This window comes from Flavobacterium zubiriense (genome assembly GCF_041729725.1).
Classification (GTDB): domain Bacteria; phylum Bacteroidota; class Bacteroidia; order Flavobacteriales; family Flavobacteriaceae; genus Flavobacterium; species Flavobacterium zubiriense.
In genome coordinates, this window is record NZ_JBCFQL010000008.1 from 110627 (window position 1) to 134017 (window position 23391).

The following is a 23391-nucleotide window of genomic DNA, read 5'->3' on the forward strand; positions in this document are numbered from 1 at the left end:
GGACAACAATGTTTTGGAGTGATTTTTTTGTTGAATTTAAAGAAAATTTTAATTGTAACGAAAAACCACCCCGTCCGCTAAGCGGACACCCCTCCAAAGGAGGGGAATTAAACCAATTCTTTCTTCAAAAACTTAGCCGTATAACTTTTTTTGTTGTTCATGATTTCTTCGGGAGTTCCTTTAGCAACTACAGTTCCACCGCCTTTTCCGCCTTCCGGACCTATGTCGATAATGTAATCTGCAAGTTTAATAACATCCATATTGTGTTCGATAATTAATATAGTATTTCCTTTGTCAACCAGTTTATTAATCACTTCCATAAATACTCTGATGTCTTCAAAATGCAATCCTGTAGTAGGTTCGTCGAGAATATAAAAAGTATTTCCGGTATCTTTTTTAGATAATTCACCCGCCAATTTGATGCGTTGCGCCTCACCACCAGAAAGGGTTGTGCTTTGTTGCCCTAATGTGATATAACCCAAACCAACATCTTGCAGGGTTTTTACTTTTCTATAAATTTTTGGAATATTTTCAAAAAACGGAACGGCTTCGTCAATCGTCATGTCTAATACATCCGAAATGGATTTTCCTTTGTATCGAATTTCAAGGGTTTCGCGATTAAAACGCTTGCCCTGACAGCTTTCGCATTCGACATAAACATCGGGTAAAAAGTTCATTTCTATCGTTCGCACTCCAGAACCCTGACAAGTTTCGCAACGACCGCCTTTTACATTAAAACTAAAACGACCGGCTTTGTAACCACGAATCATACTCTCGGAAGTCATGGTAAAAAGATTTCTGATTTCGGTAAATACTTCGGTATAAGTCGCTGGATTCGAACGAGGCGTTCTTCCAATAGGGCTTTGGTCAATATCAATTACTTTATCGATATGTTCTAAACCTTCAATTTTTTTGTAGGGCTGTGGTTTTTTTACGCCGTTGAAATAGTAGGCATTTAAAATTGGGTACAACGTTTCGTTGATTAAAGTCGATTTTCCACTTCCTGAAACTCCAGTAACACAAATCATTTTTCCAAGCGGAATTTCTATCGAAACATTCTTTAGATTATTTCCTGTAGCTCCACTTAATTTTAAGGATTTTCCATTGCCTTCACGACGTTTTTTCGGAATTTCGAACTTCATCTTTCCATTGAGGTACTGCGCTGTAATAGTATTGGATTTCAGGGTTTCAGCAGGTGTTCCTTTACTGATTATTTCTCCGCCATATTTCCCTGCTTTTGGCCCAATATCAATTACATAATCGGCTTGTTCAATCATGTCCTTGTCGTGTTCTACCACAATTACCGAGTTACCAATATCACGTAATTGCTCCAAGGAATGAATTAGTTTTTCGTTATCTCTTTGGTGTAAACCAATACTTGGTTCGTCCAAAATATAAAGTACACCAACAAGCTGAGAACCAATTTGTGTCGCCAACCTTATACGTTGTGCTTCACCACCAGAGAGTGATTTTGAGCTTCGGCTTAAAGCCAAATAATCCAAACCAACATTCATCAAAAAGTTCAATCGATCTTTGATTTCTTTGATCACTTCGGTAGCGATGCGCCGTTGTTTATCAGATAAATGACTGTCCAGATCTTGAAACCAAGCCGTTAAATCCGAAATATCTAAATTGCAAAGTTCGCTAATGTTTTTCTCATTGATTTTAAAGAAAAGGGCTTCTTTCTTCAATCGGGAACCTTCACAAACTGGACACTTTATTTCGTCCATGAATTCCTTTGCCCAACGCTTGATAGTGGTGGAGCCACTTTCGTCGTGTTGGTTTTTGATGAAATGCGAAATCCCTTCAAAATCGATTTTGTAATCCCGGGCAACGCCCAAATCTTTGGAGTTGATGGTGAACTTTTCTTTACCACCATTTAAAATCATTTCCATCGCTTCGGCTGGAATTTTCTCTATGGCATCAGTAATTTTAAAACCATATTTTTCTCCAATGATTTCCAATTGCTTGAAAATCCAGGACGATTTATATTCGCCTAATGGTGCAAAACCACCCGCTTTGATGGATAATTTAGGATTCGGAATAATTTTCTTGACATTGATTTCGTTCACCGTTCCCAATCCGTTACAATGTTCGCAAGCACCTTTTGGCGAGTTGAACGAGAATAAATTTGGTTCTGGGTTTTGGTAGGATATTCCAGTAGAAGGACACATTAAATTTCTACTGAAATAGCGTACTTCTTTTGTATCCTGATCTAAAATCATCAATACGTTTTCGCCATGATGCATAGCCGTATTAATGCTTTCGGATAATCGTTTTTGATTGTCTGCAGTATCTTCAATCTGCATTCGATCTACCACAATTTCAATATCATGGGTTTTATAACGGTCTAATTTCATTCCAGGTGTAATGTCCAGAATAGCTCCATTGACACGTACTTTCAGGAAACCTTGTTTAGTAATTTGCTGAAATAATTCGCCATAATGACCTTTTCTGGCTTTAATTACCGGAGCGAGAATATTGATGCGTTTATTGGTGAAATCCTGAATAATCAAATCTTTGATTTGTTCATCCGAATACGAAACCATTTTTTCTCCCGTATTGTAGCTGTAGGCATCGGCGCCACGGGCATAAAGCAATCGCAAGAAATCGTAAATTTCGGTTATCGTTCCCACGGTAGAACGCGGACTTTTGCTGGTTGTTTTCTGTTCAATGGCGATAACAGGCGAAAGTCCATCAATTTTATCCACATCAGGACGCTCTAAACCTCCTAGAAATTGACGGGCATAAGCCGAAAAAGTTTCCACATATCGACGTTGCCCTTCGGCATAAATAGTGTCGAATGCCAAAGAGGATTTTCCGGAGCCAGAAAGACCAGTAATAACCACTAGTTTTTCCCTCGGAATCGAAATGTCTATATTTTTTAGATTGTGAACGCGTGCACCAAGAACTTCAATAGTATTGTCTTTTTCTAACATAATTTTAGCAAAAAAGCAAAGTTACCATTTTGGTTTGTTCTTTCGATACAACAGTTTAGAAGATTGTGTTAAAAAGAAAATAAAAAACGCTAACCATTTCGTTAGCGTTTTCGTTTTCTGGTTGCCATATAATTTTCGACGGCTTCACGAGTGGTGAGCCAATTGCGACCTTCTTTGTAAGCATCAATTTTACCCTGTCTGGCTAGAAGACTGATGTATTCCTGACCATAAGGCATGTTAGGTTCCTGAACTAAATTAGAAATTTCAATATATTCAGAATCATTTCCAGGAAGGGCATTGATGTAAATATTAAGAGTGCGCTCTAAAGCCTGACACATCAACAGCGTGAGTTTTTGATAGTTTCCTGCATTAGCCTGATTAAGTGCATCGTAGTATTTCTTGCGGTCATTTTTTAGGATGATAGCTGGCGGAAAACCACAACGCATCAATAATAAATTCATGGCTAATCGAACCGTACGACCATTTCCATCAAAAAAAGGATGAATCCAAACTAGTTTATGATGAAAAACAGACGCCAGTTCTATATCATTTAATCCTAATGGATTTGTATTGATAAACTCAATTAACTCATCCAGTAAATCTGAAACTTTATTAGCATTAGGTGGAACAAAATTAGCACCTGTAATGCGAACACCTCCATTACGTAAACGACCTGCAAAATCATCTTCGATAGAGCGTAAAACCAGTCCGTGTATGGAAAGAATATCAATACTTCGCAAAACATAATCATCATTTACGATCGAAAACAAATAATCGATGGCCTTATCGTGATTATGTGTTTCAAAATGTTCCCGCAACGATTTTCCTTTTACGGTAATTCCTTCTTGAAGTACCATTTGGGTTTCTCGTAAACTCAAAGTGTTTCCTTCGATACTATTAGAATTATAAGTCCATTCGATAGAAAGACTTTCTTTGATTTTATTCAAAGCGATGTTTGGCAAAGGTCTGCTGGTTTGCAAAACTTGCTTTTTTTCATACAATCTCTCAAAGGTTGTTTGTAATTCGTCTCTGTATGTTACATCTATGTTCCACATAACCACAAAGATATAAATAAATATCGGATATATTCTATTTTTACTCTATCCGATATTAAGAATTGTTTTATTCGATAGTCATCGATTTCAATTTGGCACGATAAGCTTCTAATGCTTCTGATTTAGAGATAAAACCAAAATACTTTTCGTCCTTGATAACGGGTAGGAAGGTTCGTTTTGTTTTTTCAAATTTATTCATAACCACTTCCATGCTATGAAATGGATAAATAACATCGGCTGGTGGTGTCATAATATCTTTAACCAAAGTATATTTTACACGATATTTATTAAAAATGATTTCACGTATATCATTAAAATGAACTACACCTAATAAATGTTGTTCTTTGTCAACCACCGCAAAAACAGATTGATTGGAATGCGAAATTAAATCGACCAATTTTTCAAGATTTTCGTTGGGTGAAAGTGTTAAAAAATCGGTATGAATAATCGTGTTGGTATTTAAGGTCGAAAGCACATTGGTATCTTTATTATTTGTAAAAACGTGTCCTTTTTGAGCCAGATTTTTTACGTCCATGGAATGTTTTTCAAATTGTTTTGAAATTGCGAAACTAATAGAAGCCACAATCATTAACGGAACCATCAGGCTGTAACCGCCTGTAATTTCGGCAATAAGGAAAATAGCGGTTAACGGCGCATGAAATAATCCGCTTAAGATTCCTGCCATACCAATCATCGTAAAATTACTCACAGGTAAATGGGATAGCCCTGTATAATTAATGAGTTTTGAAAATACAAAACCCACATAAGAACCCACAAAAAGGGAAGGGGCAAAATTCCCTCCATTTCCTCCCGAGCCTAAAGTAATAGCGGTAGCAAAAACTTTTATCATCATAGTGGCCGCTACAAAAGCAAGTAAAACCCAACGGTTGTTTTTAAAGCTTTCAAACAGCGTATTTTCAAGGATTTCTTCGGGATGACTTTCAGCTAATATTTTGATACTTTCATATCCTTCTCCAAACAGTTTTGGAAAGATAAAAATTAATACGGCTAGTAAAGAAGCACCAAATAGTGCTTTTTTGTAAGGCGTTAATTTAAGTCGGTGAAAAAAGTGTTCGGTTCGTTGAAAATTTCGAGTATAATAAATAGAAATAAAACCAGTTAAAACACCCAGTAATACATAAAATGGAATATTATGATAGTTAAAAACCTCTTGTTGTTTAAAATTTAATAAAACGGTTTCGTCTAAGGTGATGGCTGATACAATGGCACCTGTGGCGGCAGAAATCATAATGGGTGTAAAAGCAGAAATGCTTACATCGACCAATAAAAATTCAATAGCAAATAGAACTCCAGCAATAGGGGCGTTAAAAGCAGCTCCAATTCCTGCAGAAACCCCGCAACCAATGAGAAGTGTTCGGTCTTTATAACTTAATTTGTATTTTTGAGCATAATTAGAACCAAATGCAGCACCAGTAACCACAATTGGGCTTTCTAAACCCGCAGAACCTCCTAAACCAACCGTTAATGAACTAGTGATAATATGGGCATACATTTGTTTTTGTGGAATGATACTGGCTTTTTTTGCAACGGCATATAAAATTTGAGAAGTTCCCTTTTCTATACTACCTCCTAAAACTTTTTTGATGACAAACACGGTTAACAAAAGTCCTGCAATAGGCAGAATACTATTGATAAAACTTAGTTTTAGAATGCCATTAATATAAGTAGCAAAAGAAAAAACCCAATGGGCAAATGATTTTAAAACAATTACAGCAAATGCAGCACTAATACCTACTAAAATACTGGATAGAAAAATAAACTGTTTTCCAGTCAAAATGGATTGTGCCCATACTATAATAGTGTCTAATTTGGAAATGTATTTTTTGAACATTTTGCTGTTTTAAGAGGTCAAAATTACTATTATTTTAAGCAAAAGATAAATTTTTGAGGGCTTCTTTTTGGCTTAAAGGCTTTAAGTTATTAACTAAAACGTAATATTTTACAGCTTCAGAATCTGTTTTGGCATATTCGCGTAAAGCCCATCCAATGGCTTTTTGAATAAAAAATGCTGTAGACGATTGATGTTGGATACAAATGGCTTTCAGTAATTCAAAATCAGTTTCTTTTTTGTAACCCAATTGAAATAAAATAGCGCTTCGATTGAGCCACATAGTATTAGAATTTGAAAATTTTGTTATGCTGTTTTCAGTAGTCTCTGGGAATTCTAAGAAGTATTGCCCTAAAATATATTTTGAAATAGTATCCACACTGTCCCACCAGGAGTTTGTAATAATCAGTTTTTCGATGATTTTAATATCGTCTTTTTTATAATTCCCTTTGAGTTCTTTTATTAAAATTTCAATGGCACAATAATGCAATTCCCGCTGTTCTTTTGCAAAAAGTTCTAAAGCAATTACTCTGGCATTTTCAGCAACTTCTTGTTGGTTTTGTTTCCAAATAGTTTTAAATAAATCTCTTCTTTGAGTAGTTTTGATGCCGTAAAAAGAAAATTTATTTTTCATGTATTTAGACATTGCAAGGGCATTTTCAGGATTGCTGTTTTTTTCAAAAGTCGTTTCTAAAGCATTTATAAAACTCATATTTAAATCAGATGTTTGAAGAATTTATAATGTGTTTAATTTTTCTTGGGCATGTAATCGCAAATCTTCAAAAAACAAGCTGAATTCTTCTTCAAATTCAGTGTAGAACGTTTGTAGTTCTTCAGAAGCGAAACGCATGTTGGATTGATTTTTAGTACGATGATCCATTTGGGTTAGAATTTGACTGATACCATCGATAGTCCGGTAACTCAATAACCAATTTTGGTTAATCATGTAAGGCATCATTCCTTTAGTCCTTTCCGTTAGAAAATCGATATTGGTATGCAAGGATTGATAAAAGAGATTGATATATTCTTCTAGATTATCATTCGAATATTTCGTCCAATTTTTTGCTAAAAAATGATCGTAAAAAATATCTACAATTACACCTGCATAATGATGGTATCGTTCATGTAAACGCTTTGTACTTTCTCTAAAAACAGGATGAGCATCGGTAAAAGTATCGATCGCTCTATGTAGGATGATTCCTTTTTGGATTTCTTTTGGGAAATTTTCAAATTGTTTCCCACGGATTCCATCGGCCATAAAGTTGCCAATTTTTATCAAATCATTGTCTCCCGAAAGGTAGATGTGTGCTAGAAAGTTCATTCGTCTAAAATATGGAATCTAAATGACTTTTATAAGCGGTCAATTATTATATTTGTGAGCAATTTATATTAAATTACTTAAAATTTTAAAAATAAAGGAATGACATTAATAAAATCGATATCAGGAATTCGAGGAACCATTGGCGGAAAAGTAGGGGATAACCTGACTCCGGTGGATGCAGTGAAATTTGCTTCGGCTTATGGAACTTGGCTAAAACAAAATTCTGCAAAACAAAATCCAGATTCTAAATTTACAGTAGTAGTAGGACGTGACGCCAGAATTTCAGGACCGATGATTCATAATTTGGTAGTAAATACTTTAGTAGGTTTAGGAATTGACGTGATTGATTTAGGACTTTCTACAACGCCTACAGTTGAAGTTGCAGTTCCTTTAGAAAAAGCTGACGGAGGAATTATTTTGACTGCTTCGCACAATCCAAAACAATGGAATGCCTTAAAATTACTGAATGAAAAAGGAGAGTTTTTGAATGGTATCGAAGGAGAAAAAATTCTTCAAATTGCCGAAGCGGAAGCATTTGATTTTTCAGATGTGGACAGTTTAGGCGAAATTATTGAAAATGACGCTTACATGGACATTCATATTGACGAGGTATTGAACTTGTCTTTGGTTGATATTGAAGCAGTAAAAGCGGCTAAATTTAAAGTTGTGGTTGATGCCGTGAATTCTTCGGGAGGGATTATTATTCCTAAATTGTTAGAATTAATGGGCGTGGAAGTGGTAAAATTATACTGCGAACCTAATGGACATTTTCCTCACAATCCAGAACCTTTAAAAGAACATTTGACTGATATTTCAGAATTAGTGGTTAAAGAAAAAGCCGATTTTGGCGTTGTGGTGGATCCTGATGTAGATCGTTTGGCTTTCATTTGTGAAAACGGAGAAATGTTTGGTGAAGAATATACTCTGGTAGCTTGTGCTGATTATGTGTTGAGTAAAACAAAAGGAAATACGGTTTCAAATATGTCATCTTCTCGTGCTTTGCGCGATGTGACAAATGCACACAACGGAAGTTACGAAGCCAGTGCAGTAGGAGAGGTGAATGTGGTGGAATTGATGAAGAAAAATAATGCCATTATTGGTGGTGAAGGAAATGGAGGAATTATCTATCCGGAGTTGCATTACGGAAGAGACAGTTTGGTAGGAGTAGCATTGTTTTTGACGCATTTGGCCAACAAGAAAATGAGTGTTTCGGCTTTGCGTGCTTCGTATCCGGAATATTATATGAGTAAAAACAAAATTGAATTGACGCCACAAATTGATGTAGATGCCATTTTAGTTGCTATGACTGAGAAGTACAAAAACGAAGATATTACTACGATTGACGGAGTTAAAATTGACTTTGCAGAAGAATGGGTTCATTTAAGAAAATCAAATACAGAACCAATTATTCGTATTTATACTGAAGCAGCTTCACAAGAAAAAGCAGATGTTTTAGCATTGCGAATTATTGACGAAATTAAAGTGATAGCGGGAATTTAATAATTTCTCTCTTAAAAAATAAACCCTTTCAAATTTGATTTTGAAAGGGTTTTGCTTTTTTGTTTAATCCCATTGGTTTGTAGAAGAAATGGCTGTTTTCCCTCCTCCAGTAAAGAATAAAGTAATTCCACCAGCGATATATAATCCTAATAATTCTAGTTCCCATCCACCATTCTGGTTGAGTAAAAATAGTTGTGCAGCGTGTACTAAAAATAAAGCAAATAAGGCTCCAAAAACATATACTGCAGCCGCTAATCTTGTTCTAAATCCCACAAGAATTAATATTGGAGCTACAATTTCAGTGATGTAAACCCCGTAAGAAAGAAATGATGGTAAACCTCTCTCGGTCAACATACCTCCAATAAAAGAGGTGTTTCCAATTTTAGCAATTCCGTGTAGTAACATTAAAACGCCTAAAGCAATACGAAGGATTAGTAATCCTAGACTAGTGTTTTTATTCATAATTTCAATTTTAAAATGTTTTGAGCTAAAATACTGATATTTTCTTAGTAAGATAAGATTTCAACTCATTATTTGCATTTTGTATTTGAGATTTTTATTAAAAATTAACTCTAAAACTTATATTAGGAGTAAAGGCTAACGATCGATTATTGACTTCGATTGCTTTTTCGGTATCATTTGGGTCCACCTTATAATAGCGATTAATATCGTTTTTTTCGTTTGTTAAGTTGATAATACCAGCTCGAAATGTAGCTTTAATTGCCGAATTGAAATTAAAATTATAACTCAACGAAGTATCCAAACGAAGGAAATTATCTAGATTTTGACTATTTGGGGTATCATAATTTACAAAGATGTTATTGCCACTTTGCACTGTTTCTTCTCCCTCAACAACTTTAGTATAAGGCTGTCCGTTGTGCCAAATTCCTCCAACCGAAATTTTCAAATTATTTAGAATATTGTAATTGAATCCTAGGGTAACCGAATGGCGGATATCAACATTGTTAGGAAAAATAGAAGGTGTAAAACTTTCAAAATTGTAATTATTAGTACTAAAAGTATAACTCAACCAGGTGCTGTATTTTTGAGTTGTTTTGTTTATTAAGAATTCAATTCCTTTATTAGTGTAGCTTCCATGTGCGTTTTTATATTGAAAATTATTATAAAAACCTTGATTAGAAGCGGTAATTCCATCAACAATTTTATAAAATCCAGTAAGTTCAATGTTTAAATTATTCTTATTAAATTCAAAACCCACAGATGCTTGTTTGCTTTTTGCAATTGGAATGTCTTTATTATTTACTAATTGCCAACGTCTTTTTTCTACTCCTAGAAAATCATCTTCAAAATCGATAATTTGTGTACTCGTTTGATTTTTAAATTCTCCTTCTAATTTTATTGCTAATGGATTAAAAAGTTGCTGTCTGAAATTGATTCTTGGTTCGAAAACTAGTTTGTCAAATTTTTCAAAATAATTCAAACGCATTCCTAATCTTAAGTAAGTATTATTGTGGTTGTATTCCGTTTCGGCGTATAAAGCATGGTTTAATAAAACATCCTTTTTAGTACTGGAATAAAATGGAGCACTTACTCGAGTTTGGTTAAGCATTCCCGTTTCGTTGATTTGATAACCAGCTAAAACTCTAATTTTTTCATTAAAATTATAATTCAAATTCAGTTTTGTTGCTGTTTCTATTACTTCGTTTGCTTCAGTTAAAAGTTGGTCGGTTGCAACGCGATAATCACTAGCATCAATATTATATTTTGAAAAATAAGAGCTAAGTTGAGTACTGAATTTACTGTTCCATTGTGCTTTCCAATTTCCACCGTAACCGATGTTTTTTTGCGAAAGCGCACTGGTCTTAGATTGGGTTTGGTCATTATTGTTTTCAGAATAGTTCAATTCATTTGTAATCCCGATGATATTAGCTCTAAATTGATGTTTATCATTCAAATCATATAGGATTTTAGCGGTATAATCATAAAAATAGAAGTCAGAATTGGCGTTTTTATCCAAATTGTTGGCGTTGATTTCGCTATCTTGAAAACTTTTTTTGTAGTAGTTGTTATAAGTAGGCGTGTTGAGGAAATCAGTTATCGAATGTCGAGCCGAAAGATCTATTTCTAGGTTTTCTGCTAATGGAATTTCGACAAAAACATCTCCACTTATAAGATTAATACCAGCACCACCCGAAACCGTATTTTTAATTTCGTTATTGGTACTCATGTTAATCATACTCGAAACTCCGTCGCTGTATTCAGCGCTAGTTCCGTTTTTAGTAACAACAATTTTGTTCGTTAAATTTGGATTGTAAGCTGAAATTAAACCAAAAAAATGTCCCGAATGATACATTTTGATATTATCCCAAAGCATTACGTTTTGGTCATTTGTGCCTCCGCGAATATTGATATTAGCCACACTTTCATTCGTGCTTTCCACTCCTGGAAGTGTTTGTATGGATTGTAAGATATCAGGTTCTGTTAATCCTGGCAGGATTCCGAATTTTTTAGTATTTAAAATGGTGCTTCCATCTATAGATTTTTGTAATCCTGAGGTTAAAAATACTGGAATTAAGACTTGGTTTAATTCTACTTTTGTAGGTTTTAAAAAGATATTTGGACAATTTTTATCAGTAGAAAAAAGGTCTTTTGCTTTGAATTCTTTGGTTTCATAACCTAAATATGAAATAATAATTGTTGCATCAATGGAAATGTTTTCCAAATTGAAAGCACCATTCGTTGAAGCAACACTGGAATTAGAACTATTATTAATTCGAATGGAAGCTCCAGGAAGTGTTGTTTTTAGATTTTCATCGAAAATGACTCCGCAAATGGAAACCGTTTTGTTTAAAACCGAAATGGTAATATAACGACTGTCTAAGGCTTTGAAATTTAGTGGAACTTTTGCGTTTAAATAATCTATTGTTTGTTGAAGATTTAAGGTACTTGAAGGTTTTTCGATACTTATACTTGAAATATCTTCTACGGCATAAGAAAATTTGATATCAAACTGTTTTTCAATGGTTTTAATAATAGTTGTTAGCGGAATTTTGTTAACGTTTTTTTGTGCGCTACCAATATTTCCAGCTAATAAAAGTAAACACAATATCCATTTATTGAACTTCATATTTGTAAAATATAACGTTTTTTCCTTTTATGCTGTAACTTAACTGCAACGGAATAGTGATGGCCTCCAGAGCTGTTTTTTGATTGGTATGAGTAAAACTTCCAGTGAATAATTTTGATGTATCTACATCTTGAGTTTCGATTTTAATGTCATATTGACGTTCAACTTCGGCAATTACCTGATGTAAAGGGACACGAGTAAAGCTGGATTCTTTTTGTAACCAAGCTGGAGTTTCAGCATCAAAATCTTCAGATTCATCCATTTGTTTATTGATTACTCTAAAGGTTTTTCCAGGAGGTAATTTTACAGTTTTGTCATTGTAGGTTACACTTACAAGTCCTTCATAACAACTTACTTCATAATAATTGTTACGTTGTTTTACATCAAAATGAGTTCCTAGTACTTTTACAATACCATCAGCTGTATTTACGCTAAAGGTTTTTCCTTTTTGTACCTGAAAATACGCTTCTCCTTCTAGTGTTAAAGCTCTTTTTTTGTCCCAATTTTTTTCATTGAAAGTGATTTTAGACGAAGCATTCAATACTACTTCGGAATTATCGGGTAGATGGAACCTTTTTGTTTGTGCAATTCCAGTTTCAAAAGATTGGTTCGTATTGTAAAATAAAAAGTAAGCCGAAGTTAATACGACCGCAAAAACAGCTGCAACTTTAAAGAAATTTTTAATGTACAATGGTCGTACTTTAGGCGTTTTCTTAGTCAGTTTTCTGTTTTTTAAATTGGCTAAAGCTTCTTGTGCATTTATTTCTGGTGTGGCGATATGAGCAGCATAATGAGCAATTTTTTCAAGAGTCTCAAAATCTTCCGATTGTTTTAAATCTTCGATTTCTTTGCTTGAAAGCTCACCATTAAACCATTTTAATATTTCTTTTTCCTTTTTCATTAGTTCTCGCTATAGTGATAAGACAACACAATAGTATTTTACCCTACTATCAATTAATTATATATTTTCTATTTGCTCTTTTAGAATTTTTAAAGCGCCAGACATTCTTTTTTCGACTGCTTTTTGAGTGATTCCTAATAGATCAGCAATTTCTCTGTATTTTTTTCCGTCAATTCGATTCATTAAAAAAACTTCTCTTTGTGCTTCACTTAAAGAAGCAATAGCGTTTTGTAATTTTAGTTTAAATTCTTCTTCTTCTAAAAGGTATTCGGGACTTTGATTCGTCCGGTCTAGATTAGGCGTTTCTTTGGCGAAAGCCAGTACTACTTTTTGATGTTTAACAGTATTGAGAAATAAATTATTTACGGTGGTAAATAAATAGGTTTTGACTTTTGAAAAGTCAATTTGAGAACAATTTTCCCAAATTTTAGCAAAGGCTTCTTGGACTAAATCTAAGGCAGCATCAGCGTCACCTGATTTATAATAGGCGAAATTAGTAGCCGACTGAATGTTTTTTATATAAAATTCGCTAAAATAAGATTCTTCGCAAAGACTATTTTTTTTCTCAGGCATTCTTGTTATAGGATTGGTTTTTGGATATTGTAAAATTAGATTAATTTTTTTAATTCCATAGTGTTTGAAAAAAATGCGTTTTTTTTAGATCTTAAAATAGTTGAAAATCAATTTGTTGTAAAAAAATAAATATTTTTTTTATGTTTTGAAGTAGGGAAAAATACTATTGTGTTGTCTTACTATCAGAAATGCGAATAAATCGTCATTATAACTAATTATTAAAATATTAAATTTGTAAATTATGAAAACATTAAAATTGATTACCGGAATTGCAATGATGGGGATTTTTAGTCTAACATCATGCCAAAGTGAAGTGGATGACGTTCAAGGAGACAATCCAAATACGAATACAGCAAATTCAACCACTGCCAATAATTTGAAACAAGTTTCAATGTATGATGGATCATCTGATGATTTTATTGATGGTTCTTCTTGTTCTTCTATTGTATTTCCATTTGATGCAAAAGTTAATGGAGTACAAATTAAGTTTTTAAGTCAATTGAGTTATGCGCAAGCTGTCACTATTCTTGGAGCTTCAAATAACGATACCGATTCAGTTGTTCTTCAATTTCCATTAACAATCAAAATGAGCGATTATACTGAAGTTACTGTAAATAGTCAATCAGAATACAATGCTATTGTTACTACTTGTAGTCAAGCAGAAAATTCAGGAAATGCGGCAGTTAATGCATTAAATATTAAATTTCCAATTACGATATTAACTTTTGATTCGAGTTTACAACAAACAGGAAGTGTTGTTATTACAACAGAAAAACAGTTATTTACCTATGTGAGTAGTATGAACAGTTCAGAATATTTTTCAATAAAATATCCAATAAACGTTACACTTACAGGTGAATCTGCTCAACAAGTGAATAGTGATGCAGAATTTAAAGCGACTGTCAATGCTGCCTTAGATATTGAATCTAAAATAGATGTAGCTATTGAAAACAAGAAAAAACTAGAAACTATTTTAGTAAATGGTACTTTTAAAGTAAACTCTTTTGTTAATGCAGGTGTAGATTCGGCTAATAATTATTTAAATACGACTATTGATTTTGCTAATGACTGGAAAGTAAAATCAATGAGTACATTAACTACTGTTGCAACTGGAACTTATTCAGTAACTTCAGATGTAAATGTATTTTTACAATTTGGTTTTACAGGTAATACTAACTTCAGTTTGTTTAACAATACCTGGAAGGTAACTAGTTTTACTGCTTCAACCATTACTTTGCAGAGTAAAACTAATAGTGCTGTAACCTTGGTATTAAAGCAAATATAATTGACTACGATTAGCTTTTGCGGTTAATTTGTTTTTAATTTATATCGTTAAAGAGTAGTTTGTTTAAAATATAGAAAATGAAGAAAATAATTGCTGTAATTGCCTTAACTTTTTTAGTATTAAGCTCTTGTTCAAAAGACAGTACTGAAAATGAATCTATTGGCATTGTAAAAGCTAATAATAAAAAAACATTAGGAACTTCGGCTCATGATTTATTATCAGAAGACAAGTTTGATAGTATACTAATTGAGTTAGTTTATGTGGAAGGTTTTGAACCTTCGACAGCAGCAATTAACAATTTGGTTTCTTTTTTGAATAATAGACTTCATAAATCAGGAGGAATTAGTGTCGAAAAAAGAGCTATTCCCTCTCCAGGCAACGAGAGCTATACCAATGCACAAATTATTGCTATAGAAGATGCTAATCGGATTCATTATAACGAAGACGGTCAAATTGCAGTTTGGGCATTTTTTGCCGATGCAAAATCTTCTACAGATACTAATACCGCAGTAGTTTTAGGAACGGCATATAGAAATACGTCTTTTGTAATCTTTGAAAACACTGTTCAAAAATTAAGTAATAGCCCTTTTAAACCTAATAGAACGGTTTTAGAAACTACGGTAATTAATCATGAGTTTGGTCATATTTTAGGATTGACTAATGTAGGGACTCCTTTGCAATCAGACCATGAAGATGCCGCCCATAAAAGACATTGTAATGTAACAAGCTGTTTGATGTATTGGGAATCAGAATCAGGTAATAATGTACTTGGTGGAGTTATTCCACAACTTGACGCTCAATGTATAGCAGACCTTCGTGCTAACGGAGGAAAATAATTTAAAATATTAAAATTATGAGAAAAACATATTTAATGATGTTGTTCTTAGGTGTAATAACATCGATAATGGCACAAGAAACAGTTTCAAATCAATCCCACGGAGGGATAAAAGGTGGGTATAATTTAGCCGCTGTTAGTTTTGATGGCGATGGAGAAACAGGACAACGTCATGGTTTTCATGTTGGAATCTATGGAGAATCTTTTATTAGTGAAGGTTTTTCTATTCAACCAGAATTGTTGTTTTCGCAACAAGGGTATGAGATTACAAATAGCTCAGGAACTTTTACACAAAAATTAAATTACATCAATTTGCCTTTAATGTTTAAAGCGTATCCAGTTAGTAATTTTTTCTTAGAAGTTGGTCCTCAAATAGGATTAGCAGTCACTCATAAAGAAGAATATGATGGTTTCTTTAGTAGTTCGGAAGAATATAATCCGGATAGTTTTGATTGGGGGATGAACTTTGGAGCAGGAATAAAAACGAATTCGGGAATAAATTTTGGAGTAAGATACCATTTAGGACTCGGAGACGTTTATGATTCGGATAGAGCTCAAAATAGAGTTTGGATGTTTTCTTTAGGATTTGATATGTAAATAAAAAAAAGCGCATCAAATAAAAAGGGTAGTTAGCTTGCTTAAAATGCAATTTAACTACCCTTTTATTATTCGTTTTGCTGGTGTTTCCATCTTTTATGTGTCCAGAAATAATATTCTGGAGCCTCATAGATTTGTTTTTCTACTTCTTTAATATAACGATGAATAATTTCGTAATTCGGAAGTGATTTTGCATCATCAGTTATTGGTACTATAGTAACTTCATAATAGCCTCTTTTTACCTTTTTTATTTTAGCAAAAACAACATTGAGATTGTATTTTTTAGATAATAATTCAGGACCAATGTGAACCGGAGTTTCTATTCCCATAAAACTCTCCCAATGTGCAATTTGAACGGTTTTTGGCGATTGGTCACTTACCATTCCATAAATAGATAAGATTCCTTTTCTATTGTTGTTAGCCATCAATGGAATGGTTTTGTCGGTTGAAACTAATTCGGTGTTGTATTTTGAACGAATGTCCTTGATGCGTTTGTCAAAATAGCGGTTGGCTATTTTTTTATACACAGCCACTCCTTGGTAAGACATTTTTAAATTCAGTGCCACTAACCATTCCCAATTTGCGTAATGTGAAGCTAGGAGCATAATACTTTTGCCTTTTGCTTCGTATTCTTTCATTAATTCTAGGTTAATAATCTTGAAACGTTTGTCTAATTCTTTGTGAGAAATAGTCATGGTTTTAGTCATTTCCATAAATTGATCGCAAAAATGCTGATAGAATTTTTTTTCTATAACTAAACGCTCTTTGTTGCTAAGATGAGGCAAAGTAATTTTTAGATTGTTTCTTACGGTTTCTTTGCGATAACGAATGATGTAGTAAACAATAAAATAGACAATATCAGAAATCCAATAAAATATTCGAAAAGGTAAAATCGATATAATCCAAAGTAAAGGATAAGCGATAATAAAGGCTAAAAATTGCATGCAGTATTTTTTAAGCAAATATAAGCCAAAAATGAATAACCATAATAAAGTGTACTTACTTACTGATTGCTTCAGGCGGAATTGTTATATTTACCCTTCACAATAAAAATTATTTATGAATACCTTTTTGATAGCCTTAATACTTGCTAATGTACTTCTTAGTTATAAAGGATTTAATGATTATTCTTTTTTTAGAAAATACGAATTTCATATAGGAAGCATTCGTTCGGGAGAACAAATAAGAATGTTAACTTCTGGATTTCTTCATGCTGATATGGGGCATTTAATCTTTAATATGATTACCCTTTATTTTTTTGCTCCAGTTGTTAGTGCATATTTAGGAAACCTATTGTTTATAGTTATCTATTTTGCTAGTCTTCTTTTTGGAAGTTTATTAACGCTGGTTTTGCATAAAAACGATTATAATTATCGAGCTGTAGGTGCTTCGGGAGCGGTGACAGGAATTTTATATTCGGCCATATTGTTGCAGCCTGATATGATGTTAGGTATCTTTTTTATTATTCCTATGCCAGCTTACGTTTTTGGAATTTTATACTTGTTATATTCTATTTACGGAATGAGAGCCAAGAATGACAACATAGGACATACAGCACATTTTGGCGGAGCAATAGGTGGGTATTTAATTACATTATTAGTTTATCCAAATTTAATTTTTTTACATCCCTTGATGGTCAGTTTGTTAACTGTTCCTATACTTCTTCTTTTTATTTTGATAAAGATGAAAAAGATTTAATGGCACAACTTTTGAATATTAGCTAAAGAATTTAAAAAATTATAAAAATGAAAAGAGTAATAGTATTGATGTCAGTAATGTTTTTGACTTTGTCTTACGGTCAAGAAATTAAACAAGTTCCACAAATAACCGTTTCAGGTGAAGGAAAAGTAAAAGTAATTCCTGATGAAGCCACCATTTCGGCTACTGTGGAAACAAAAGGAAACAACGCTAAAGAAGTAAAACAAAAAAATGATCAGCAAATAGATGCCGTTTTAAAGTTGATTAAAAAAATGAATTTGGCTCCAGCCGATTACAGAACACAACGCGTGAGTTTAAATCCACAATACGATTACGAAAAAAAGAAAACCTCTTACAATGCTACACAAACAATAGAAATTATTGTTAGAGATTTAAATAAGTATGACGAATTAATGGAAGGTTTAGTAAACCAAGGCATTAACCGAATTGATAATGTGGTTTTTCAATCGTCTAAGTTAGCGCAACACGAATCAGAAGCTCGAAAATTAGCGATGAAACAAGCTAAGCACAAAGCAGAAGATTATGTTTCTGTTTTAGGCCAAAAAATAGGTAAAGCCATGACAATATCGGATAATTCTCAAACCTACTATCCACAACCTGTATATGCGACCATGAGAAAAATGGAAATGAGTGATAGTGCCGCTCCAAGAGAAACTCTAGCAGCAGGAGAAATTACCATTACTGCTAATGTAACAGTGAATTTTATTTTAGACTAAACCACTATGGACTGAAAGTTCATAGATTTGTTTAGTAGACTAAAATCTGCAAGGTTAAAAAATATATGAAGAAATAGACCGCAAATTCATAAATTACATAAAGCAAAAAAATAATTTTCGAATTTGGGGTAGCTGTTTTTAGGACCTGAAAGGTACATGCACTAATGTGCATAGTTTTAACTATTTTTGGGGCCAACAAATCATCACTTTATATCCAACTAAAAAATCCAGTAAAAATTAATTTTACTGGATTTTTTTATAATATTAGATAAATCTATTTAATCTTGATTGGTTGTTTTTCTGTAAGGAAAAGCATTAAAGATATGTCTTTTTGCAAATCTTGCAGGAGATTCTGCATTTACCATTTTTACGTAAGTTGCTTTTGGAACGCTTATGTATTCGTAAACACTACCGTTAGAAAAATTGATAATCAACCTACCTTCAACAAATTTGTAATCTGTAACAGTTGCAGTTGCAATAGTTTCATTATATTCAGGTAAATTAGCTTTGATAGTTTCAGGATTAATGCTTACTAAAAAGTGGTAAGCTTCAATGATTTTTTTACTATTTTCTTCAGCTTCTTTTAAACCAGCTTCGTCCCCTTGAAATTTATCAGGATGCGCTTCTTTCATCGCATTACGGTAAATGGTTTTTAAATCTTTTAGCTGTGCAGTTTTATCTACATTTAAGAGCTTGCGGTATTCAACTATTTTTTTCATAAATTATGGTAACTACTTGTCTGTTAGTATGAAACAGATGTTGTTCTATTTCAGAATTCGACAATTTTTTTGCAAAGGTACACTTTTTTTTAAGTTTTTACTTTATCAATAAAAAAAAAGAAAAAAAGTTTTTTTAGTTCTAAAACTCAGATAATCAGGGTTTATTGTTCTGGTTTGTTATTAGCCTTATCAAAGTTTTTAGACTTTTTAGGATATTTATTATAGCTTATATCACTTGGGTTTTCAATAATTGATTTAATGGTAATCCAATCGCCAACAGTATGTTTAGCCTGTACCATTTTATAATCCAATAGATATTCGCCACAAAAAAAGTTGTTATTTTCATCTTTTTCAATAATTCCTGTAAATACTCCTTTTTGTAACATCTTTCCTTCTGAAGCTTTGGTCATGGTATTTTATTTAAAAATTCTGCTGCAAAGTTAATCAATTATTCTTGGCTTTAGGCTGTTTTGTTCTTTCTAAGTATATTTGCGCTTATGCAAAAAATATTTAGACCTCATCCTAATTCTTTTAAAAATACCTTTTGTGTTTTTTACGAAGTGCTTCCTGATGCTATAGAAGGATTAAAAGTTCAATTTGAAAGTAAAGCGGGAAGTAGTTATTATTATACACAGGAAGGAATGTATCGCATTTCGAATCATTGGGGAAGATTAGCCAATAGTAAGTGGCGGTTAGTGGCTATGGAGCCCGAAACTACTTCTAAATATAAAATAGGTTTTGCAAAATGGGAACATTTTTATCCCGATAATCCTACGGAGAAATTATATTATTTAGAAATGGATTATGTCAAGAATACAGTTAATTATCAGCATAAAAATAATCCTGAATACAATCAAAAAGCAATACTTCGCACTAGTTTAGAAACGACTAAAAGAATTAAGCAAGTTCGAAATTTAATTCAGCTTACTTCCTGGGCAAAACATTTTGATTGTGATGATATTACTCTTTTACGTTCTTTGATTATAGAGGATTTAATCAATACCAATACATCATTAGAAGAAATAAAAATGGCAGTTGCCCAAAAGTGTTCCAATTAGTAAGAAGCTATTTTTATTAAATTATCAAGAGTTACAGGTTTTGACATGTACCCTAAAATCTCTGGATTATTTTTAGCTCTTTCTTTGTCTTCAATAGCTATTGAAGAACTGGAAATATAGATTTTAATTTCGGTATTAATTTGAGGTTTTAACAGTATTATTTCTTCCATAAATCCCCATCCGTCTAGAATTGGCATTTCAATATCTAACAAGATAATATCTGGAAAAAATTCATTTTTCTGTATAATTTTTTTTAACGAATCAATTGCTTCTTTTCCATTCGAAAAAGAAAAATTGGATAAAAATAAATCCGATTTAAGGATTATTTTTTTCATTATGATTTGATAAATAGGATCGTCATCTATAACCCAAATCGTTTTCTCTTTCATGATATAAATACTTTAAATGTTGTTCCTAGGTTGGGTTCACTTTCTACAGTTATACTACCACCCATAGCATCTATTTGATTTTTAGTTATAAATAGTCCAATACCTCTAGAGTCTTTGTGAGTACTGAATTTTTTATACATTCCAAATATTTTTTTACCATTTTTATCAAGATCAATTCCTATACCATTATCGGATATTTGAAGTATTGTTTTGTCATTTTCTATAAAACAATCAATATTAATTACAGGATGTCTTTCATGGTGGCTGTAACGAATGGCGTTTGAGATAAGATTATATAAAATACTTTCTAAGTATGCAGGATTGTAGTTTACTTCAATATTATGGTCAATTGATGAAACTACAGTAACGCCTTTCAATTCAATTTGGTCTGATAGTATAGTTAAAGTATTGTCTAAATATTGTTTCAAGTTTAAATCTTGTGTTACTAAATCTATATTGGTTTGAATGTTAACAATTTCATTTAGGTTTAACATAGTTTCGTTTAATGAATCAGAAACTGATTTTAACAGCTGTATCATTTCTTCTTTTTCTTCTTCTGATTCTGCGCTGTCAATCAAATCAACAATCGAAGAAATGTTGCTGGTATGTGATCTTAAATTATGAGAAACAATATAAGAAAAATTTAATAATCTTTTATTTTGTTCACTTACTAAATTGAATGAATTATTGAGTTCTTTTTCAATTTCTTTTGTTTTAGTGACATCAATCATTATTCCTCTTAAGCTTTTAGCCTCTCCATTTTCAATAATTACATTTACAATATCTCGAAGCCAAACAATTGATCCATCTTTAGCTACCATTCGGTATTCAAAATCGTGATTTAATTTACGAGCCGTTTGTTCTTGACAATATTTTGTAGTGAATCCTTTGTCTTCATGGAAAATATGATTAATCCAGAAATTTGGAGTATTAATCCATTCTTCAGAAGTATATCCTAAAATAGCTTCTACTTTTTTACTAATAAAATTAAACTCTAATGTTTTAGCATCACATTCCCATACAATACCGTCAACTGTATTGATAAGTGATTCAATACGTTTTTGAGAATCAATGATAATTTGATCTGTTTTTTTTCTTTTTGTAATATCTTCTATTATTACAATATGATTTGAAGGCGTTTCTCCTGTTTTCCATAAAGATGAGACCGTAATATTTACCCAAATTGTTTTACCATATTTACTAATGTATCTTTTTTCCATGGTAAATTCTCTAATTTCATCATTGTAGAGTTTTTTTATATAAAACAAAGAGGTTTCTATATCATCAGGATGTGTAATGGATTTAAAATCCATTTCTTTTGATTCCTCAAAGGTGTATCCTGTCAATTCGCAAAATCGTTTATTGACCTCAGAGAATTTCCCAGTATTAGAATCAACATAAGTAATTCCTACTGCTGCTTGATCAAAAATACTTTTAAATTTAATTTCATTTTTTAAAAGTTTGTCTGATTGTTTTTGAAGTAAAATTTCTAATTCGGCTGGTTTTTTAAAAAAAGAAGTGGTTAAAAAACCAATTAAAGCAGCTAAAAACAACGATAACAAAGCGCGTATTACAAAAGGAAAGATTAATTCATTAGGTCTTTTATCGATTAAATATAGTTTCCAGTCGCCATCAGGAATAATTGATGTTACAGAATTTTCAAGATCAAACTTTTCTTTTGACTCTAAAAAAAATACTTCTTTTTGAGTGATTGGATTAATTTTAGAAAATTGGAAATGATATTTTGAGGAATTAATTTTTTCTATTTCAGGTTTATCTAATAGCGTGTTTAATCGAATAAGAATTGCTGAAAACCCCCAAAATTGATTGTTTTTGTAAATAGCTAATCGACCTAAAATCCCTAAACCTCCTTGTGTTAGTTCAAAAGGGCCTGCAAAATACATTTTTCGGGTTTCAATTGCTCTCAAAGCTTCGATGCGCGTTCTTTTATTATTTAAAATATCAAATCCCTTTGCAGCTTCATTTCCTTTTGCGGGATAAGTATATTTGATAATTCCGTTTGGAACCAGTTGTACTGCATCAATATTAGGGTTAGTATCTAGAATTTGTTTTCCTACGGTTTCAAAATTCTCAGGTATACCACTATCATTAATAGATAACGATAATGTTAGTGCATCTACATAATAGTCTTTTAAAGATTGATCAATACTTTTATGGATTGCTTGTAGAGTAGCATGCATGACATCATTCTTTGCTTTTCTTGCAATTTGATACTGTTGCGAAACAATTAGCGAAAGTATAATGCAAGAAAGCAGGAAAACTAACGCACCTGTCAATTTAGGTTTTATTAAAAACCAATTGTAATGATTTAATGGTGGTGGAGTTAGTTTCATTATTTTTTAAGTTAAAAAAAATTTTTTTAAATTATTATTAGATAAATGAATAAAGTATTGATTAAAATGTAGCAATTATAGTCCAAATCTATGGAATTTTTTAAAAGCTAAGTGCATTATTAGATGTTTTTTTAGTAAAAGATAAAAAAAGAGCCAAATTTTCACAATCATTTATTTGAGAAAATTAAGATTTAGCTACTTTAAATTTGAATTTTCTATTTAAAAATGATAAACTTTGTAGAAAATAAGTAAGTCGAAAGTTTTAAAGGCGTAAAGTTAAAAGAAGCTTTAGTGGCTTAAATAACATTATATCGTTTCAAAATAATACATTATATAGTTTTCATTACTTAATAAATTTACACAACTGGATTAAATTTGGTTTTTTTAAAACCGGCAAGGGAAAACACTGCTATTTCAGAAAAAAACAGATAGGATTCGAATAATAGTAAATAGTAGAAGTAATTTTACGAAATAACACAAATTGGGATGTTAT

Annotated in this window: 21 protein-coding genes; 7 read left to right on the forward strand and 14 right to left on the reverse strand. The window is 32.2% G+C overall.

Going from position 1 to position 23391, the window contains the following annotated elements; genetic code table 11:
- Positions 1-107: 107 nt before the first annotated feature.
- From uvrA to AAGV28_RS08865, 5 genes are all read right to left on the reverse strand, one after another.
- The gene (gene uvrA / locus AAGV28_RS08845) at positions 108-2939 is read right to left on the reverse strand and encodes an excinuclease ABC subunit UvrA (protein WP_373406457.1); all 2832 of its coding nucleotides are present in this window, start codon (positions 2937-2939) and stop codon (positions 108-110) included.
- Positions 2940-3040: 101 nt separating this feature from the next.
- Positions 3041-3994 carry a Fic family protein gene (locus AAGV28_RS08850; protein WP_373406458.1) on the reverse strand — a complete coding sequence of 318 codons (954 nt, stop codon included), beginning with the start codon at positions 3992-3994 and terminating at the stop codon, positions 3041-3043.
- 67 nt (positions 3995-4061) lie between these two features.
- Positions 4062-5846 (reverse strand): chloride channel protein, encoded by a 1785-nt coding sequence (locus AAGV28_RS08855; protein WP_373406459.1) that lies wholly within the window; start codon positions 5844-5846, stop codon positions 4062-4064.
- Positions 5847-5880: 34 nt separating this feature from the next.
- On the reverse strand, positions 5881-6555 hold the full coding sequence (locus tag AAGV28_RS08860; RefSeq protein ID WP_373406460.1) for a DNA alkylation repair protein: 675 nt from the start codon (positions 6553-6555) through the stop codon (positions 5881-5883).
- A 24-nt stretch (positions 6556-6579) separates the two neighbouring features.
- The gene (locus AAGV28_RS08865) at positions 6580-7164 is read right to left on the reverse strand and encodes an acyl carrier protein phosphodiesterase (RefSeq protein ID WP_373406461.1); all 585 of its coding nucleotides are present in this window, start codon (positions 7162-7164) and stop codon (positions 6580-6582) included.
- Positions 7165-7263: 99 nt separating this feature from the next.
- Between AAGV28_RS08865 and glmM the strand changes: the two genes are divergently transcribed.
- Entirely contained in the window at positions 7264-8664 is a 1401-nt protein-coding gene (gene glmM, locus AAGV28_RS08870) for a phosphoglucosamine mutase (protein WP_373406462.1), read from the forward strand.
- Between the two features lie 63 nt (positions 8665-8727).
- Here the strand turns inward: glmM and AAGV28_RS08875 are convergent, their stop codons facing one another.
- From AAGV28_RS08875 to AAGV28_RS08890, 4 genes are all read right to left on the reverse strand, one after another.
- Positions 8728-9126: a DoxX family protein gene (locus AAGV28_RS08875; RefSeq protein WP_373406463.1), complete on the reverse strand. Its 399-nt coding sequence runs from the start codon at positions 9124-9126 to the stop codon at positions 8728-8730.
- Between the two features lie 97 nt (positions 9127-9223).
- A complete protein-coding gene (locus AAGV28_RS08880) occupies positions 9224-11752 on the reverse strand; it encodes a TonB-dependent receptor (protein ID WP_373406464.1) in 2529 nt (842 codons plus the stop codon).
- The gene (locus tag AAGV28_RS08885) at positions 11739-12653 is read right to left on the reverse strand and encodes a FecR family protein (protein ID WP_373406465.1); all 915 of its coding nucleotides are present in this window, start codon (positions 12651-12653) and stop codon (positions 11739-11741) included. The genes AAGV28_RS08880 and AAGV28_RS08885 overlap by 14 nt, the downstream gene beginning before the upstream one ends.
- Before the next feature lie 57 nt (positions 12654-12710).
- Entirely contained in the window at positions 12711-13226 is a 516-nt protein-coding gene (locus AAGV28_RS08890; RefSeq protein WP_373406466.1) for an RNA polymerase sigma factor, read from the reverse strand.
- 241 nt (positions 13227-13467) lie between these two features.
- On the opposite strand from AAGV28_RS08890, the gene AAGV28_RS08895 reads away from it, so the two are divergent.
- The 3 genes from AAGV28_RS08895 (at position 13468) to AAGV28_RS08905 (ending at position 15943) form a co-directional block, all read left to right on the forward strand.
- A complete protein-coding gene (locus tag AAGV28_RS08895; protein ID WP_373406467.1) occupies positions 13468-14511 on the forward strand; it encodes a hypothetical protein in 1044 nt (347 codons plus the stop codon).
- Positions 14512-14588: 77 nt separating this feature from the next.
- Complete coding sequence (locus tag AAGV28_RS08900; RefSeq protein WP_373406468.1) at positions 14589-15347, forward strand: membrane metalloprotease; 759 nt, start codon at positions 14589-14591, stop codon at positions 15345-15347.
- 17 nt (positions 15348-15364) lie between these two features.
- Positions 15365-15943: a porin family protein gene (locus tag AAGV28_RS08905; protein WP_373406469.1), complete on the forward strand. Its 579-nt coding sequence runs from the start codon at positions 15365-15367 to the stop codon at positions 15941-15943.
- A gap of 68 nt (positions 15944-16011) precedes the next feature.
- Here the strand turns inward: AAGV28_RS08905 and AAGV28_RS08910 are convergent, their stop codons facing one another.
- Positions 16012-16887, reverse strand: a complete 876-nt coding sequence (locus AAGV28_RS08910; RefSeq protein WP_373406470.1) for a lysophospholipid acyltransferase family protein — start codon at positions 16885-16887, stop codon at positions 16012-16014.
- A gap of 115 nt (positions 16888-17002) precedes the next feature.
- Between AAGV28_RS08910 and AAGV28_RS08915 the strand changes: the two genes are divergently transcribed.
- Together AAGV28_RS08915 and AAGV28_RS08920 are read left to right on the forward strand one after the other, a co-directional pair.
- Positions 17003-17641 carry a rhomboid family intramembrane serine protease gene (locus tag AAGV28_RS08915; RefSeq protein ID WP_373406471.1) on the forward strand — a complete coding sequence of 213 codons (639 nt, stop codon included), beginning with the start codon at positions 17003-17005 and terminating at the stop codon, positions 17639-17641.
- A 47-nt stretch (positions 17642-17688) separates the two neighbouring features.
- Positions 17689-18378 carry an SIMPL domain-containing protein gene (locus tag AAGV28_RS08920; RefSeq protein WP_373406472.1) on the forward strand — a complete coding sequence of 230 codons (690 nt, stop codon included), beginning with the start codon at positions 17689-17691 and terminating at the stop codon, positions 18376-18378.
- A gap of 278 nt (positions 18379-18656) precedes the next feature.
- Here the strand turns inward: AAGV28_RS08920 and AAGV28_RS08925 are convergent, their stop codons facing one another.
- Together AAGV28_RS08925 and AAGV28_RS08930 are read right to left on the reverse strand one after the other, a co-directional pair.
- Positions 18657-19097 carry a KTSC domain-containing protein gene (locus AAGV28_RS08925; RefSeq protein ID WP_373406473.1) on the reverse strand — a complete coding sequence of 147 codons (441 nt, stop codon included), beginning with the start codon at positions 19095-19097 and terminating at the stop codon, positions 18657-18659.
- A 161-nt stretch (positions 19098-19258) separates the two neighbouring features.
- Positions 19259-19507 carry a hypothetical protein gene (locus AAGV28_RS08930; protein WP_373406474.1) on the reverse strand — a complete coding sequence of 83 codons (249 nt, stop codon included), beginning with the start codon at positions 19505-19507 and terminating at the stop codon, positions 19259-19261.
- 87 nt (positions 19508-19594) lie between these two features.
- Between AAGV28_RS08930 and AAGV28_RS08935 the strand changes: the two genes are divergently transcribed.
- Positions 19595-20155: a hypothetical protein gene (locus tag AAGV28_RS08935; RefSeq protein WP_373406475.1), complete on the forward strand. Its 561-nt coding sequence runs from the start codon at positions 19595-19597 to the stop codon at positions 20153-20155.
- On the opposite strand, the gene AAGV28_RS08940 is transcribed toward AAGV28_RS08935, so the two are convergent.
- Positions 20152-20544 carry a response regulator gene (locus AAGV28_RS08940; protein WP_373406476.1) on the reverse strand — a complete coding sequence of 131 codons (393 nt, stop codon included), beginning with the start codon at positions 20542-20544 and terminating at the stop codon, positions 20152-20154. The genes AAGV28_RS08935 and AAGV28_RS08940 overlap by 4 nt on opposite strands.
- Positions 20541-22898, reverse strand: coding sequence for a sensor histidine kinase (locus AAGV28_RS08945; protein WP_373406477.1), 2358 nt, complete (start codon positions 22896-22898; stop codon positions 20541-20543). Before AAGV28_RS08945 ends, AAGV28_RS08940 begins: the two co-directional genes overlap by 4 nt.
- Between the last annotated feature and the right edge of the window lie 493 nt (positions 22899-23391).

Excerpts from the sequence above, each read along its gene's own strand:
- AAGV28_RS08900 (WP_373406468.1), top strand. The coding sequence starts at position 14,589 with ATGAAGAAAATAATTGCTGTAATTGCCTTAACTTTTTTAGTATTAAGC.
- AAGV28_RS08930 (WP_373406474.1), bottom strand. The coding sequence starts at position 19,507 with ATGACCAAAGCTTCAGAAGGAAAGATGTTACAAAAAGGAGTATTTACA.
- uvrA (WP_373406457.1), bottom strand. The coding sequence starts at position 2,939 with ATGTTAGAAAAAGACAATACTATTGAAGTTCTTGGTGCACGCGTTCAC.
- AAGV28_RS08920 (WP_373406472.1), top strand. The coding sequence starts at position 17,689 with ATGAAAAGAGTAATAGTATTGATGTCAGTAATGTTTTTGACTTTGTCT.
- AAGV28_RS08905 (WP_373406469.1), top strand. The coding sequence starts at position 15,365 with ATGAGAAAAACATATTTAATGATGTTGTTCTTAGGTGTAATAACATCG.
- AAGV28_RS08890 (WP_373406466.1), bottom strand. The coding sequence starts at position 13,226 with ATGCCTGAGAAAAAAAATAGTCTTTGCGAAGAATCTTATTTTAGCGAA.
- AAGV28_RS08880 (WP_373406464.1), bottom strand. The coding sequence starts at position 11,752 with ATGAAGTTCAATAAATGGATATTGTGTTTACTTTTATTAGCTGGAAAT.
- glmM (WP_373406462.1), top strand. The coding sequence starts at position 7,264 with ATGACATTAATAAAATCGATATCAGGAATTCGAGGAACCATTGGCGGA.
- AAGV28_RS08895 (WP_373406467.1), top strand. The coding sequence starts at position 13,468 with ATGAAAACATTAAAATTGATTACCGGAATTGCAATGATGGGGATTTTT.
- AAGV28_RS08940 (WP_373406476.1), bottom strand. The coding sequence starts at position 20,544 with ATGAAAGAGAAAACGATTTGGGTTATAGATGACGATCCTATTTATCAA.
- AAGV28_RS08875 (WP_373406463.1), bottom strand. The coding sequence starts at position 9,126 with ATGAATAAAAACACTAGTCTAGGATTACTAATCCTTCGTATTGCTTTA.
- AAGV28_RS08945 (WP_373406477.1), bottom strand. The coding sequence starts at position 22,898 with ATGAAACTAACTCCACCACCATTAAATCATTACAATTGGTTTTTAATA.
- AAGV28_RS08865 (WP_373406461.1), bottom strand. The coding sequence starts at position 7,164 with ATGAACTTTCTAGCACACATCTACCTTTCGGGAGACAATGATTTGATA.
- AAGV28_RS08925 (WP_373406473.1), bottom strand. The coding sequence starts at position 19,097 with ATGAAAAAAATAGTTGAATACCGCAAGCTCTTAAATGTAGATAAAACT.
- AAGV28_RS08935 (WP_373406475.1), top strand. The coding sequence starts at position 19,595 with ATGCAAAAAATATTTAGACCTCATCCTAATTCTTTTAAAAATACCTTT.
- AAGV28_RS08850 (WP_373406458.1), bottom strand. The coding sequence starts at position 3,994 with ATGTGGAACATAGATGTAACATACAGAGACGAATTACAAACAACCTTT.
- AAGV28_RS08855 (WP_373406459.1), bottom strand. The coding sequence starts at position 5,846 with ATGTTCAAAAAATACATTTCCAAATTAGACACTATTATAGTATGGGCA.
- AAGV28_RS08915 (WP_373406471.1), top strand. The coding sequence starts at position 17,003 with ATGAATACCTTTTTGATAGCCTTAATACTTGCTAATGTACTTCTTAGT.
- AAGV28_RS08885 (WP_373406465.1), bottom strand. The coding sequence starts at position 12,653 with ATGAAAAAGGAAAAAGAAATATTAAAATGGTTTAATGGTGAGCTTTCA.
- AAGV28_RS08860 (WP_373406460.1), bottom strand. The coding sequence starts at position 6,555 with ATGAGTTTTATAAATGCTTTAGAAACGACTTTTGAAAAAAACAGCAAT.
- AAGV28_RS08910 (WP_373406470.1), bottom strand. The coding sequence starts at position 16,887 with ATGCAATTTTTAGCCTTTATTATCGCTTATCCTTTACTTTGGATTATA.